The sequence below is a fragment of the Streptomyces sp. NPDC087787 genome, from assembly GCF_044743035.1.
Classification (GTDB): domain Bacteria; phylum Actinomycetota; class Actinomycetes; order Streptomycetales; family Streptomycetaceae; genus Streptomyces.
On record NZ_JBIUVQ010000010.1, the window covers coordinates 19,685 to 34,081 of the forward strand.

Sequence of the window (14,397 nt, forward strand, 5' to 3'; positions counted from 1 at the left end):
GGCGGCCACGTACGGGTGCGCGTGGGCCGGCCCCCGCTGTTCGGGGGCACTGCCCGGATCAACGGGTCATGCGGGCCTCACCCGGTTCATGCGCGCAGGCGCAGTCCGCGCGGGGTCGCCACGAAGCCCGCTCCTTCCAGGAGGGCGCCGATGGGGGAGGTCAACGCGGAGGCGCCGTTGACCCGCTCCACCGTCACCGTGCCCAGCGAGCCCGCTCGGGCGGCCGCGGCCAGTGCCTCGGCGGCCTCCCGCAGGCGCGGGTCGTCACCGGCCGCGCCGTCCGGGTCGGCCGGCCAGGCCAGCAGCGTCTTGCCGCCGCGCTCCATGTACAGCGTCAGTTCGCCGTCGACGAGCACCACCAGCGAGCCGGCCTTGCGGCCCGGCTTGTGTCCCGCGCCGGTCGGCGGCTCCGGCCAGGGCAGGGCGGCGCCGTAGGCGTTCGCGGGGTCGGCGGCGGCGAGGACGACCCCGCGGGCACCGGCGTCGGCGGTACGGGCACGGCGGTCGCCGAAGCCGCCTCCGTGCGAAAAGCCCGTCCCGCCTCCCGCCGTCCCGCCGCCCCTCGGGCCGCCGAGTCCCGGTGAGGCGAGGTCGCGGGGTGAGACGTAGTCACCGGTCGCCGGGCGGCCGGAGTCCAGCCAGTCGACGTCACCGCCGAAGTCGCCGCCAAGGCTTCCGCCGAGTTCGGCGGCGGGGAAGCCGGAGTCGATGCTGCCGCCGGGGACCCAGGAGCCGTCCGGGGAGCCGAAGCCGCCGGGGCCGCCGTCCCCGGAGACCGCGCCGGGCAGGCCCTCGCCCCGGTCGCGGGCGTTCGCCACCGCGCGCAGCCGGTCCACCGCGCCGTCCATCGCGAACTGCGCGGCACCCAGGCCCTCCACCACGTAGCCCCGCCGGGCCTGGCCGCTGTCCTCGAAGGCGGACAGCACGCGGTACACCGCCGAGAAGCCGCCCTCCACGCCCTCCGCCGCCACCGCGCCCCGCGTGACCACGCCGTGCCGGTCGAGGAGCGTACGGGCCAGGGCGTGGGCGCGCACGGTGGGGTCGGGGTCGCGGACCGGGAGCAGCGACCAGCGGCCGGCGACGGTCGGCGGGCCACTGCGGGACGCGGTGCGGGCGGCGGCCGTCAGCGATCCGTAACGCCCGCGCGGGACAGTGCGCTTGGCCCGGTGCGCGGTGGAACCCGCGGTGCGGCCCGAGCCCAGCAGGGAGCGCATCGGGGCGAGCGTGTCGTTGGTGAGCCGCCCGGACCACGCCAGATCCCACAGCGCGTCGGCCAGTTGGGGATCCGTGGCCTCGGGGTGGGTGGTCGCGCGGACCTGGTCGGCGATCTGACGGAAGAACAGGCCGTAACCGCCGGAGAGGGCGTCCAGCACCGACTGGTGCAGCGCGGTCAGCTCCAGCGGGTGCGGGGGCGGCAGGAGCAGCGGGGCCGCGTCCGCCAGGTACAGGGAGACCCAGCCGTCCTTTCCGGGCAGCGCGCCCGCGCCCGCCCACACCACCTCGCCGGCCGACGTGAGTTCGTCCAGCATCGAGGCGGTGTAGTGCGCCACGCGGGACGGCAGGACCAGCTTCTCCAGCGCGGAGGCGGGCACGGACGCGCCCTGCAACTGCTCGACGGCGCGCACCAGTCCGTCGATGCCGCGCAGGCCGTGCCCCTTGCCGAGATGCTGCCACTGGGGCAGGAACTGGGCGAGCGCGGCCGGCGGCACCGGCTCCAGCTCGTGCCGCAGCGCGGCCAGCGAACGGCGGCGCAGCCGCCGCAGCACGGCCGCGTCGCACCACTCCTGGCCGATGCCCGCCGGATGGAACTCGCCCTGTACGACACGGCCGCCCGCGGCGAGCCGCTGGAGCGCGCCCTCGGTGACCGCCACGCCCAGGCCGAAGCGGGCCGCGGCCGCCGCCGACGTGAACGGGCCGTGGGTGCGGGCATAGCGCGCCAGCAGGTCGCCCAACGGGTCCTTCACCGGCTCGGTGAACGCCTCCGGGACGCCCACGGGCAGCGCGGTGCCGAGCGCGTCGCGCAGCCGGCCCGCGTCCTCGATCGCGGCCCAGTGGTCTGCTCCGGCGATCCGGACCCGGATGGCCCGGCGAGCCCCGGCCAGCTCCGCCGCCCAGCCGGACTCGGCGCCCCGCTCGGCCAACTCGGCCTCGGAGAGCGGTCCGAGCAGCCGCAGGACGTCGGCGACGCCCTCGACGTCCTTCACACGACGGTCCTCGGTCAGCCACTGCAGCTCGCGCTCCAGCTCCACCAGCACCTCGGCGTCGAGCAGTTCACGCAGCTCCGCCTGGCCCAGCAGCTCGGCCAGCAGCCGCGAGTCCAGCGACAGCGCGGCGGCGCGGCGCTCGGCGAGCGGCGAGTCCCCCTCGTACAAGAACTGGGCGACGTACCCGAACAGCAGCGAACGGGCGAAGGGGGACGGCTCGGGGGTGGTGACCTCGACCAGGCGCACCCTGCGCGACTCGACGTCGCCCATCAGCTCGACCAGGCCCGGCACGTCGAAGACGTCCTGGAGACATTCGCGGACCGCCTCAAGGACGATGGGGAACGAGCCGAACTCGCTCGCCACCTGGAGCAGTTGAGCGGCGCGTTGGCGCTGCTGCCACAACGGGGTGCGCTTGCCCGGATTGCGGCGCGGCAGCAGCAGCGCGCGGGCGGCGCACTCGCGGAAACGGGAGGCGAACAGGGCCGAGCCGCCGACCTGGTCCGTGACGATCTGGTCGACCTCGCCCTTGTCGAAGGTGACGTCCGCGGCCCCGACGGGCGCCTGCTCCGCGTCGTACTCCAGGCCGGCCCTCATCGGTTCCTGGTCGAGCAGGTCAAGACCCATCAGGTCGGCGTCGGGCAGGCGCAGCACGATGCCGTCGTCGGCGTGCATGACCTGCGCGTCCATGCCGTACCGCTCGGACAGGCGGGCGCCGAGCGCCAGTGCCCAGGGGGCGTGCACCTGGGCGCCGAAGGGGGAGTGCACCACGACCCGCCAGTCGCCCAGCTCGTCGCGGAAGCGCTCCACGACGATCGTCCGGTCGTCGGGCACGTGCCCGCAGGCCGCGCGCTGCTCCTCCAGGTACGACAGGACGTTGTCGGCGGCCCACGCGTCGAGGCCGGCGGCCAGCAGACGCAGCCGGGCGTCGTCCTGGGGCAGGGAGCCCACCTCGCGCAGGAACGCGCCCACCGCGCGGCCCAGCTCCAGCGGTCGGCCGAGCTGGTCGCCCTTCCAGAACGGCAGCCGGCCCGGCACGCCCGGCGCGGGCGAGACCAGGACCCGGTCGCGCGTGATGTCCTCGATGCGCCAGGAGCTGGTGCCGAGCGTGAAGACGTCGCCGACCCGGGACTCGTAGACCATCTCCTCGTCCAGCTCGCCGACCCGGCCGCCGCCCTTCTTGGGGTCCGAGCCGGCGAGGAACACGCCGAACAGCCCGCGGTCGGGGATCGTGCCCCCGGAGGTGACGGCGAGGCGCTGCGCGCCCGGGCGGCCGGTGATGGTGCCCGCGACGCGGTCCCACACCACGCGCGGGCGCAGCTCCGCGAACGCGTCGGACGGGTAACGGCCGGCGAGCATGTCCAGGACGGCGGTGAACGCCGACTCCGGCAGTGAGGCGAACGGCGCCGCCCGGCGGACCAGGGCGAGCAGGTCGTCCAGCTGCCAGGTGTCCATCGCCGTCATCGCCACGAGCTGCTGGGCGAGGACGTCCAGCGGGTTGGCGGGCACCTTCAGGGACTCGATGGAGCCGGAACGCATCCGCTCGGTGACCACCGCGGCCTGGACCAGGTCGCCGCGGTACTTCGGGAAGACCACGCCGGTGGAGACCGCGCCGACCTGGTGGCCCGCGCGGCCGACCCGTTGCAGTCCGGAGGCCACGGACGGCGGGGACTCGACCTGGACGACGAGGTCCACGGCGCCCATGTCGATGCCCAGCTCCAGGCTGGAGGTGGCGACCACCGCGGGGAGCCGGCCCGCCTTGAGGTCCTCCTCGACCAGGGCGCGCTGCTCCTTGGACACCGAGCCGTGGTGCGCGCGGGCGATGACCGGCGGCGCGCCCTGCGCCGCGCCGGAGCCGCCCATCAGCTCCGCGGGGGAGTGGTGTTCGTCCAGGGGCTCGCCGGTCGCCCGCTCGTAGGCGATCTCGTTGAGCCGGTTGCACAGGCGCTCGGCGAGCCGGCGGGAGTTGGCGAACACGATCGTCGAGCGGTGAGCCTGGACCAGGTCGGTGATCCGCTCCTCGACATGCGGCCAGATCGAGGGCCGCTCCGCCTTGTCGCCGTCCTCGGTGACAGGGGAACCGCCCAGCTCCCCCAGGTCCTCGACGGGGACGACCACCGACAGGTCGAACTCCTTGCCGGACTCCGGCTGGACGATCTCCACCTTGCGGCGGGGCGACAGATAGCGGGCGATCTCGTCGACCGGGCGGACCGTCGCGGACAGGCCGATGCGGCGGGCGGGCCTGGGCAGCAGCTCGTCCAGGCGCTCCAGGGACAGCGCGAGGTGCGCGCCCCGCTTGGTGCCGGCCACCGCGTGCACCTCGTCAAGGATCACCGTCTCCACGCCGGTGAGCGCGTCCCGGGTGGCCGAGGTCAGCATCAGGAACAGCGACTCGGGCGTGGTGATCAGGATGTCCGGCGGGCGGGTGGACAGGGCGCGGCGCTCGGCCGCCGGGGTGTCGCCGGAGCGGATGCCGACCCTCACCTCCGGCTCGGGCAGGCCGAGGCGGACGGACTCATGGCGGATACCGGTCAGCGGGCTGCGCAGATTGCGCTCCACGTCCACGGCGAGGGCCTTGAGCGGGGAGACGTACAGCACCCGGCAGCGCTTCTTCGGATCGGCCGGGGGCGGGGCGGAGGCGAGCTGGTCGAGCGCGGCGAGGAAGGCGGCGAGGGTCTTGCCGGAGCCGGTCGGGGCGACCACCAGCACGTCCGAGCCCTCGCCGATGGCCCGCCACGCCCCCGCCTGGGCCGCGGTGGGCGCGGAGAAGGCCCCCGTGAACCAGCCGCGGGTCGCGGGGGAGAAGCCGTCGAGGGCCCGGTGTGCGTCGCTGACCATGAGTCCATCGTGCACCCGGCCACTGACAACGCCCTCTGGCCCGGGCGGGTGCCCGGGAACGCCGGGGGCGCCCCCCGCACTCGCGCAGCCGGGCCGACGACGGAGAATCGGGAGCGTGGCGGCAGCGGGTGAGGAGCGGGCGCGGCACTGGCGGTACGAGGAACTGCCCGGTGTCGATCTGCTGCGGGCCCGCTATGTGCGCAAGGAGTTCGTGCGGCACACCCACGAGCACTTCGTGATCGCCGCCATCGTCGAGGGCGTGGAGGTGTTCCACCACGGCGGGTCCGACCAGTACGCGGGGCCGGGGACGCTGGCGCTGGTCAATCCCGACACCCCGCACACCGGGCGGGCGGCGGTGCCGGAGGGGTGGCGGTACGGAGCGGTGTATCCGTCGCCGGAGCTGGTCGCCGAGATCGCCGGGGAGACGACGGGCATCCGCGGGACGCCGGGTTTCGTCCGTCCCGTGCTCGACGATCCGTACGCCGTCGGGGTGGTGCATCAGGTGCTGCGGGCCACGGACGAGGGCAACGCGCTGGCCGCCGACACTTTGCTGCGGGTCGCCGTGACGCGGCTGCTGCGACTCAACGGCGGGGCGTTGCCGCAGCGGGAGATACGGACGGCGGGTGCGCGGAACGCGGCACGCGCGCGTGCCGTCCTGGAGGAGCGGATGGCCGAGCCGCCGAGCCTGGAGAGGCTGGCGGCCGACCTGGGCAGCAGCCCGTTCGCGCTGCTGCGGGCCTTCCGCAACGCTTACGGAATGCCGCCGCACACCTGGCTGACCGACGCCCGGGTGCGCCGGGCCAGGCGGCTGCTGGACGCGGGCACCGCGCCCTCCGAGGCCGCCGTCGCCGTCGGTTTCACCGACCAGTCGCACCTGAGCCGGCACTTCACCCGGATCGTGGGCGTGCCCCCGGGCGCCTACCAGCGCGAGCGCAAGAACGTACAAGACTCCAGGTCCCGGCTGTTCCTACCCTCTGCGTTGTGGCAGAACAGACAGCTCTCGCAGACATACGCGCCGACGACGGAGGAAAGCCCGACGCCGCCGTCGTACGGGACGCCCTCGGGGTCGGGGTCGCCGTAGGACTGTCCGGGTTCGCCTTCGGGGTGACCTCGGCGGGCGGCGGGCTCACGCTCTGGCAGACGTGCGCGCTCAGCCTGCTGGTGTTCACCGGGGCCTCCCAGTTCGCGCTGGTGGGGGCGCTGGCAGCCGGAGGCAACCCGTACACGGCGGCCGCGGGCGCCTTCTTCCTGGGCGTGCGCAACGCCTTCTACGGGCTGCGCCTGTCGCAGCTGCTGGCCCTCCCGCGCGCGGTACGGCCGTTCGCGGCCCAGTGGGTCATCGACGAGACCACCGCGGTGACGCTGGCCCAGCCCACGCGGCGCAGCGCGCGGATCGGTTTCACCGTCACCGGGATCACCCTGTACGTGCTGTGGAACCTCACCACGCTGCTGGGCGCGCTGGGCGCCAAGGCCCTCGGCGACACCGACGCCTGGGGCCTGGACGCGGCCGGGCCGGCCGTCTTCCTGGCGCTGCTGGCGCCGATGCTGAAGACCGCCACCGAGCGGGCCGTCGCCGCTCTGGCCGTGCTGCTCGGGCTAGGTCTGCTGCCCGTGCTGCCGGCAGGTGTGCCGGTCCTGGCGGCCGCGTTCGCCGCGCCGGCCGTGCTGTACCTGCGGGGCCGTCGCGGAAGCGGCGCCCGTGACGACGTACGAGAGGGAGATCGTTGAACATCTGGATCGCGGTGGCGGTGACCGCTGTCGGCTGCTACGCCGTCAAGCTGGCCGGGCTGCTCGTTCCGGCGGGCGCCCTGGAACGGCCGCTGGTGAAGCGGCTCGCCGCGCTGCTGCCCGTGGCCCTGCTGGCCGCGCTCACCGCCCAGCAGACGTTCGCCGACGGGCACACGCTCGTGCTGGACGCGCGGGCGGCCGGGGTCGCGGCCGCCGCCGTGGCGCTGCTGCTGCGGGCGCCGTTCCTGGTCGTGGTCGGGGCAGCGGTGGTGGTGACGGCCGGGGTACGGGCCCTGACGGGGTGAGCCGGGGGTTCGTCGGTGGGGTGGGCACCTGCCCGTGGGGTGGGGCCCAGCCGGTGGGTGTGGGGTGCTGCCCGCTCGTGGGGCGGGCGCCCGCCGGTGGCGGCTCGGCCGACGAGTCGTGGCGTCGTGGCGTGTATCGGCGGAGCCCGGCCGAGGAGCCGGGGCGTGTACCGGTGGTGGTTCAGCCGATGGTCCGGCCGTGGGCCCTGAGGGTGCGCAGCGCCTCGATCGTGACCATGGGGCGTGCCTCCAGGACGGGGCCCGGAGCCCACTGGCGCCATGTGACCGGCCAGCCGCCGTCCTCCTCCTGGCGGCCGGCCAGGAAGTCCAGGGACCGCTTCATCTCCTCGTCCGTGAACCACGCGCGCGCGAGGGAGCCGGGCGTCCGCGCGTAGTCGTGCGGGAAGTGGTGCTCCCCGGGCGCGTGGCCGGGGAGCGCGACCGGAAAGGCCTCGGGATGCTCCGGGTCCAGCAGCGCCAGCCGCCGGTCGCGCACCAGACGGCCGAGCCGGTCGGCGGCCGCACGCGCGCGTGTGCGGTCGGGCACCGAGTCCAGGAAGGCGACGGCCGCCTCGATCTCGTAGGGGTGGGAGGTCTCCAGGGACTCGGCCCGCCGCCAGCAGAAGTCGGTGGCCCGGAAGAGCCAGGCGTGCCACACCTCGTTGCGGTGCAGCAGGCCCACCACCGGCCCGGTGGCCAGCAGGTCGCTCGGCGGATCGTCCACGATCGGCACGAAGGGTGCCGCCGGATAGCCGCGCTGACCGGGATGGACCGCGGGCAGCGCGCCGTCGGAGGTGGAGACGGAGGTCAGATAGCGGCACACGCGCTCCACCCGCTGGCCGCCGCAGCGGCCGACGGTGTCCAGCACGCGCAGCGCGTGCGCGGTGTGCAGCGGCTGGCTGACCGGGCCCCGCAGATCGGGCTCCAGCGCGTGACCGTACCCGCCGTCCTCGTTGCGGTAGGCGTCCAGCGCGGTCTCCACCGGATCCGCGGCGCCGTTCAGGAAGTGGTACGCGAACAGCCGCTGCTCCAGCACGCGCGCGGTGAGCCACACGAAGTGCTCGGCGCGGAACAGCGGGGAGGACGCCGGGGGCGGCGGGGGAGAAGGGGGAGCTCCGGTCTCGGCCATGCGTCAGACCGTAGGGCGGAAAGCGTTCTCCCCAGGTGGCCCCGGAACGAGGTCACCCGCAGGGGCGGGATACTGGGATCATGCGGTTGACGGTCTTCTGGGAGCGGATGGCGGAGCACTTCGGCGCGGGGTACGCCGACACCTTCGCGCGCGATCACGTGATGTCGGAACTCGGCGGGCGCACGGTGCACGAGGCGCTGGCGGCCGGCTGGGACGCGAAGGACGTGTGGCGCGTCGTGTGCCGGGTCATGAACGTTCCGCAGGAGAGGCACTGACCGGCCACGAGAGGCATGGTCCGGTGCCGGGCCGTCAGTGGCGTCGGCGAGACTTGCACCGTGGCACCCACTGACGAGACCGGCCAGGCGGCCCCGCCCGCGTCCCCGTCCGCTACGACGCCGCCTCCCCGGTCTCCGGAACCGGCCGGGGGCGCCGCCGGGGCGGGCGCCCGCATGCCCCGCTGGCTGCCGCGCGCCATGGTGCTCGCGATCGGCCTCGTCGCCGCCTTCCAGCTCGGCAGCTGGGCCTTCCACCAGCTGACCGGCCTGCTCCTCAACGCCCTCATCGCGTTCTTCCTGGCCCTCGCCATCGAGCCCGCGGTCAGCCGCATGGCAGCCCGCGGGATGCGGCGGGGGCTCGCGACCTTCCTGGTCTTCCTGGGGCTGACGATCGCCTCGGCGGGTTTCGTGGTCCTGCTCGGCTCGATGCTCGCCGGGCAGATCATCAAGATGGTCGAGGGATTCCCCGAGTACCTCGACTCCGTCATCAACTGGGTCAACTCCACGTTCCACACCGAGCTGAGACGGGTGGACGTGCAGGAGGGCCTGCTCCACTCCGACTGGCTGCGCACGTACGCGCAGAACAGCGCCGCGGGTGTGCTCGACGTGTCCGCCCAGGTGCTCGGGGGCCTGTTCCGGCTGCTGACGATCGCCCTGTTCTCGTTCTACTTCGCCGCAGACGGTCCGCGGCTGCGCCGGACCATCTGCTCCCTGCTGCCGCCCGCCCGCCAGGCGGAGGTTCTGCGGGCGTGGGAGATCGCCGTCGACAAGACCGGCGGCTATCTGTACTCGCGCGGCCTGATGGCGCTCGTCTCGGGGATCGCCCACTACGTCCTGCTCCAGGCCCTGGGAGTGCCGTACGCGCTCGTACTCGGTGTCTGGGTGGGCCTGGTCTCGCAGTTCATCCCGACCATAGGGACCTATCTCGCGGGCGCCCTGCCGATGCTGATCGCCTTCACGGTGGACCCCTGGTACGCGGTGTGGGTGCTGGTCTTCGTGGTGGTCTACCAGCAGTTCGAGAACTACATGCTGCAGCCCAAGCTGACCGCGAGGACCGTGGACATCCATCCCGCGGTCGCCTTCGGCTCGGTCATCGCCGGCACCGCCCTGCTCGGCGCGGTGGGCGCGCTGATCGCCATTCCCGCGGTCGCCACCCTCCAGGCCTTCCTGGGCGCCTATGTGAAGCGGTACGCCGTCATGGACGACCCCCGCGTCCAGGGCCACCGCGGACGCGGCCCGGTCCCGGGCCTGCTCGACCGCGCGCGCCGGATGTGGCGGGCCCGGTAGGGCCTGCTCGGCGGGGCGTGCGCGGCTGGGTCTACTCGGCAGGGCCTGCTCGGCAGGCGTCGCGGCGCTCGGCGCGATCGGCTCGCTCCTCGGTCAGTGGTGAGCTGTTGCGACGAGGCGTCTCAGCGCGGCCTGCGCGGGTGGGCCCCAGGTCGGCTTGCCGCCGGGGCGGCCGTGGGTGCCGGCATCTCCGATGAGGACGCAGCTGAGGGCTTGCAGCACGGCCCAGCCGCGGGCGCGGCGCAGTGTCGCGGTGTCCGCGGCCGGCCGGTAGGCGCCGTGGAAGCGGTCGACGGCGCCCTCCGGCAGCAGCAGCCAGGAGGCGGCCGGGTCGCAGGCCGGATCGCCCGCGCAGAGGTCGCCGAAGTCGATCACGCCGCAGAAGGCGCCGTCCGCGGTGAGGACGTTGGCCGGATGCAGGTCGCTGTGGAGCCACAGGGCCGGGCCCGCCCAGTCGGGCGCGCGGACGGCATCCTCCCAGACGGCCCGGACGGCGTCCGGGTCGGGGACCAGCCCAAGCCCGGTGGCCGTGGCGAGCTGCTCGGCGAACGAGTCGGGGCGGTCGGCCAGCGGCCTGCCGCGGCCGAAGCGGCCGGTGGGCGCCTCGTCGGGGGCGGGTCGGTGAAGGGCCGAGAGGAAGGCTGCGAGGGCGTCGGCCGCCTCCGCGGGGCGCGTGGCGGGGGCGAGGTCGGCAGGAGTGCCCGGCACCCAGGTGGTGACGACCCAGGGCCGCGGAAATCGCGCGGAGGGCTCGCCGAGGCGCTGCGGGACGGGGACCGGCAGAGGAAGGCGCGGGGCGAGGGAAGGCAGCCAGGCGTGCTCCTTGCGCAGTAACGCGTCCGCCGACCGCGTTGCCCAGGGCAGTCGGACGGCGAGGTCGTCGCCGAGCCGCCACAGTTGGTTGTCCCAGCCGCGCGCGCCGAGCCTCAAGGGGCGATCGGCCAGGTCGGGATGCTGGTCGTGCAGCAGATCCCGGACCAGCTCCGCGGTGATCGCGATCTCGGTGTGGGTCATGCGGAGCCACGCTAGTGCTGCGACCGGAAAGGTTCACCGGCTCGCGGCGTCCGGCACGGCACTTCGCCGCGTTGTCGCATCACCCGAGTACATCCAGTACACGGGCGATGCTCCGCCTTGCGATGCACCGCACCGGACGCCGCGAGCTTTCCGGCAAACCTTTCCGGTCACAGCACTAGCCGGGCGGCGTCCTGACCGCTCCGCTGCCGCTCGGCGCGCTTGACATGGAAATCGAACATCCATTCTCATGGAAGCTCCGGCAAGGCCCGACGGAAGGGATTTCGCCCCGGTTCGGGGGGAGAAGTGCCTGAGTTATCCACAGGCCGGACGTGCGTCGGGGCGCATTGTCAGTGGCAGGCGTTAGCGTCTTTGACGTGAAGCGATCGACACAAGCAAACCGGGTGGAACCCATGGCAGGAACCGACCGCGAGAAGGCGCTCGACGCCGCGCTCGCACAGATTGAACGACAATTCGGCAAGGGCGCGGTCATGCGCATGGGCGAGCGGTCGAAGGAGCCGATCGAGGTCATCCCGACCGGGTCGACCGCGCTCGACGTGGCCCTCGGCGTCGGTGGCCTGCCGCGCGGCCGTGTCGTGGAGATCTACGGACCGGAGTCCTCCGGCAAGACGACCCTGACCCTGCACGCGGTGGCGAACGCGCAGAAGGCGGGCGGCCAGGTCGCGTTCGTCGACGCGGAGCACGCCCTCGACCCCGAGTACGCGAAGAAGCTCGGCGTCGACATCGACAACCTGATCCTCTCCCAGCCGGACAACGGCGAGCAGGCCCTGGAGATCGTGGACATGCTGGTCCGCTCCGGCGCCCTCGACCTCATCGTCATCGACTCCGTCGCCGCGCTCGTCCCGCGCGCGGAGATCGAGGGCGAGATGGGCGACAGCCACGTGGGCCTCCAGGCCCGGCTGATGAGCCAGGCCCTGCGCAAGATCACCAGCGCGCTCAACCAGTCCAAGACCACCGCGATCTTCATCAACCAGCTCCGCGAGAAGATCGGCGTGATGTTCGGCTCGCCGGAGACCACGACCGGTGGCCGGGCGCTGAAGTTCTACGCCTCGGTGCGCATCGACATCCGCCGTATCGAGACCCTGAAGGACGGCACGGAGGCGGTCGGCAACCGGACCCGCTGCAAGGTCGTCAAGAACAAGGTCGCGCCGCCCTTCAAGCAGGCCGAGTTCGACATCCTCTACGGCCAGGGCATCAGCCGCGAGGGCGGTCTGATCGACATGGGCGTGGAGCACGGCTTCGTCCGCAAGGCCGGAGCCTGGTACACGTACGAGGGCGACCAGCTCGGCCAGGGCAAGGAGAACGCGCGCAACTTCCTCAAGGACAACCCCGACCTGGCCAACGAGATCGAGAAGAAGATCAAGGAGAAGCTGGGCGTCGGCGTGCGGCCGGAGGAGCCGACCACGGAGCCGGGCACGGACGCCGCGGTCACCGCCGCCGCGGACGCCACGGCCAAGGCGGCGCCCGCCAAGGCCACCAAGCCCAAGGCCGCCTCGGCCAAGAGCTGACCCGTGACACGGCGAACCGACTGGGCCGAGTACGAGCACGCGGACGAGTACGCCGCCTTCGGTGCCCCACGGGGGAGGGGCACCGGGGACGCCCTCGGCTCGGGCGCGGACCAAGACGGCGCGTACGGAGACGGCGGGTACGGAGACAGCGGGTACGGGGAGGCCGAGCCGGGCGGTGGTGTGCCCGGGGACGGCGGTGGACAGCGCCGCGCGGGTGGGCCATCCGTGGGTGGTGCGCGCCGGGGCGGCTCGCGTGACGGTGGGCCGCGCGGTGGACGCGGGGGCCGTCGGCGCGGCCCCGGCGAGGCGTCCGCCGAGGACGGGGGCACCTCCTCCTTGTCGAGGGCGGGGCATGGGGAGCCTCCGGGGGACCCGGTGGAGCGGGCGCGCGCCATCTGCCTGCGCCTGCTCACCGGGACCCCGCGCACCCGCAAGCAGCTCGCGGACGCCCTGCGCAAGCGGGAGATCCCGGACGAGGCGGCGGACGAGGTCCTCTCCCGGTTCGAGGAGGTCGGGCTGATCGACGACGGCGCGTTCGCGGACGCCTGGGTGGAGTCCCGGCACCACGGACGCGGACTGGCCCGGCGTGCCCTCGCCCGGGAGCTGCGGACCAAGGGCGTCGACACGGCACTGATCGACGAGGCGGTCGGCCGGCTCGACGCCGAGCAGGAGGAAGCCACCGCACGCGATCTCGTCGCCCGCAAGCTGCGCTCCACCCGCGGCCTCGACCGCGACAAACGGCTGCGCCGCCTCGCCGGGATGCTCGCCCGCAAGGGCTACCCCGAGGGCCTGGCCCTGCGCGTGGTCCGGCAGGCACTGGAGGAGGAGGGCGAGGACACGGACTTCCTCGCCGACGAGGGCTACTGAGCCGGCGCCCGCCGGGGCGTCCGGCGCGGAGAGGCACGGACGACACCACGGGGTGCGAGCGCTCGTGGGCCCGCAGGCCCAGGCGTGCGACTCCCCCTGCGCCTGCGTCCCTCTACGACGGCTGCACGCGGCCGTCCCACGGCGTCACCGGCAGTCCGGCCGAGCGCCATGCCTGGAAGCCGCCCACCAGATCGGTTGCCCGGAACAGCCCCAGCCGGTGCAGGGACGCGGCCGCCAGACTGGACGCGTAGCCCTCGTTGCAGACGACGACCACGCGCAGGTCGTGACCGGTGGCCTCGGGGACACGATGGCTGCCCAGCGGGTCGAGACGCCACTCCAGTTCGTTGCGCTCCACGACGAGGGCGCCCGGGATCAGACCGTCCCTCGTGCGCAGAGCGGCGTAGCGGATGTCCACCAGGAGGGCGTCTCCGGCCCGGGCGGCCGTGTGGGCCTCGCGCGCCTCGACGCGTTCGTAGCCCCGGCGGACCCGCTCCAGCAACTCGTCGATTCCGACGGGTGGTTGAGATGTGCTCACTGCCAGTCCTCCGGGCGCTCGACCTGCTCGAGGCGCAGGGTCTGTTCGGTACGGCTGTAGCGGCGGATGCGGGACAGCGGCGGGTGGTAGGCGTGCACGGAGACCGCGTGCCGGCCGGTGGACTCGTTGAACACCTCGTGCACGTGGTGGCGTCCGAAGGAACGTCCCCGCCCCGCCGGAAGCCGCCGTTCGCGGTCGACGCCGTCGGTGAGTTCGAGGGTCCGCCAGCCTTCGGTCGGCAGCCGGGCGGCGAGCGAGTTCTCCCTCAGCTCGCCCGCGGCGGTGACGAAGGCGCCGACCGAGTCGGCGTGGTCGTGCCAGCCCGTGCCGGTGCCGGGCGGCCAGCCGATCAGCCACGCCTCACTGCCGCCGGGCCCGTCCAGGCGCACCCAGGTGCGGCCCTCCGGGTCGAGCGGAAGCGAGGCGATCAGCTCGGCGTCGGCGGCGGTGCGCCGCACGAAGTCGAGGAGTTCCGCCTGAGTCGGCGCCTGCTCGAAGGACGCCGAGGACGCCGAGGACGCCGAGGACGCCGAGGACGCCGAGGACGCCGAGGACGCGGAGACGGCGGGAGCAGACCCGCTGGGAGAGGACTCGGCGGGCGAGGGCCCGGCAGGGGAGGAGTCGGCGGGGGAGAGTTCGGGAGCAGGGGACACGGGAGCCGAGGACCCGAGGGGCGAGACAGACACGTACAC

At 74.0% G+C, this 14,397-nt stretch carries 12 protein-coding genes; 7 read left to right on the top strand and 5 right to left on the bottom strand.

Translation table 11 applies throughout. From position 1 onward, the window contains the following. Nucleotides 1-86: 86 nt before the first annotated feature. Complete coding sequence (locus ACIOWN_RS17485; RefSeq protein WP_362356987.1) at nucleotides 87-5,039, bottom strand: ATP-dependent helicase; 4,953 nt, start codon at nucleotides 5,037-5,039, stop codon at nucleotides 87-89. A 115-nt stretch (nucleotides 5,040-5,154) separates the two neighbouring features. Between ACIOWN_RS17485 and ACIOWN_RS17490 the strand changes: the two genes are divergently transcribed. The 3 genes from ACIOWN_RS17490 to ACIOWN_RS17500 are packed head-to-tail and all read left to right on the top strand — an operon-like array spanning nucleotide 5,155 to nucleotide 7,072. Continuing rightward, nucleotides 5,155-6,120 carry an AraC family transcriptional regulator gene (locus ACIOWN_RS17490; protein ID WP_362356989.1) on the top strand — a complete coding sequence of 322 codons (966 nt, stop codon included), beginning with the start codon at nucleotides 5,155-5,157 and terminating at the stop codon, nucleotides 6,118-6,120. Beyond that, a complete protein-coding gene (locus ACIOWN_RS17495; protein ID WP_362356991.1) occupies nucleotides 6,021-6,767 on the top strand; it encodes an AzlC family ABC transporter permease in 747 nt (248 codons plus the stop codon). The genes ACIOWN_RS17490 and ACIOWN_RS17495 overlap by 100 nt, the downstream gene beginning before the upstream one ends. Then, nucleotides 6,764-7,072, top strand: coding sequence for an AzlD domain-containing protein (locus tag ACIOWN_RS17500; RefSeq protein ID WP_358735248.1), 309 nt, complete (start codon nucleotides 6,764-6,766; stop codon nucleotides 7,070-7,072). Before ACIOWN_RS17495 ends, ACIOWN_RS17500 begins: the two co-directional genes overlap by 4 nt. A 181-nt stretch (nucleotides 7,073-7,253) precedes the next feature. Here ACIOWN_RS17500 and ACIOWN_RS17505 read toward each other — a convergent pair whose 3' ends face one another. Continuing rightward, a complete protein-coding gene (locus ACIOWN_RS17505) occupies nucleotides 7,254-8,201 on the bottom strand; it encodes a hypothetical protein (protein WP_362356993.1) in 948 nt (315 codons plus the stop codon). Nucleotides 8,202-8,281: 80 nt separating this feature from the next. Between ACIOWN_RS17505 and ACIOWN_RS17510 the strand changes: the two genes are divergently transcribed. Then, complete coding sequence (locus tag ACIOWN_RS17510) at nucleotides 8,282-8,476, top strand: DUF3046 domain-containing protein (protein ID WP_362356995.1); 195 nt, start codon at nucleotides 8,282-8,284, stop codon at nucleotides 8,474-8,476. Nucleotides 8,477-8,536: 60 nt separating this feature from the next. After that, entirely contained in the window at nucleotides 8,537-9,763 is a 1,227-nt protein-coding gene (locus tag ACIOWN_RS17515) for an AI-2E family transporter (protein ID WP_362356997.1), read from the top strand. A gap of 93 nt (nucleotides 9,764-9,856) precedes the next feature. On the opposite strand, the gene ACIOWN_RS17520 is transcribed toward ACIOWN_RS17515, so the two are convergent. Then, nucleotides 9,857-10,777, bottom strand: coding sequence for an aminoglycoside phosphotransferase family protein (locus ACIOWN_RS17520; RefSeq protein WP_362356999.1), 921 nt, complete (start codon nucleotides 10,775-10,777; stop codon nucleotides 9,857-9,859). Nucleotides 10,778-11,187: 410 nt separating this feature from the next. Here ACIOWN_RS17520 and recA point away from each other — a divergent pair, with 410 nt between their 5' ends. Beyond that, entirely contained in the window at nucleotides 11,188-12,303 is a 1,116-nt protein-coding gene (gene recA, locus ACIOWN_RS17525; RefSeq protein WP_362357001.1) for a recombinase RecA, read from the top strand. Nucleotides 12,304-12,306: 3 nt separating this feature from the next. After that, nucleotides 12,307-13,170: a recombination regulator RecX gene (gene recX, locus ACIOWN_RS17530; RefSeq protein ID WP_362357003.1), complete on the top strand. Its 864-nt coding sequence runs from the start codon at nucleotides 12,307-12,309 to the stop codon at nucleotides 13,168-13,170. A gap of 112 nt (nucleotides 13,171-13,282) precedes the next feature. On the opposite strand, the gene ACIOWN_RS17535 is transcribed toward recX, so the two are convergent. Beyond that, entirely contained in the window at nucleotides 13,283-13,705 is a 423-nt protein-coding gene (locus ACIOWN_RS17535; protein ID WP_362357005.1) for a rhodanese-like domain-containing protein, read from the bottom strand. Then, a complete protein-coding gene (locus ACIOWN_RS17540; protein WP_362357059.1) occupies nucleotides 13,702-14,358 on the bottom strand; it encodes a cysteine dioxygenase in 657 nt (218 codons plus the stop codon). Before ACIOWN_RS17540 ends, ACIOWN_RS17535 begins: the two co-directional genes overlap by 4 nt. Between the last annotated feature and the right edge of the window lie 39 nt (nucleotides 14,359-14,397).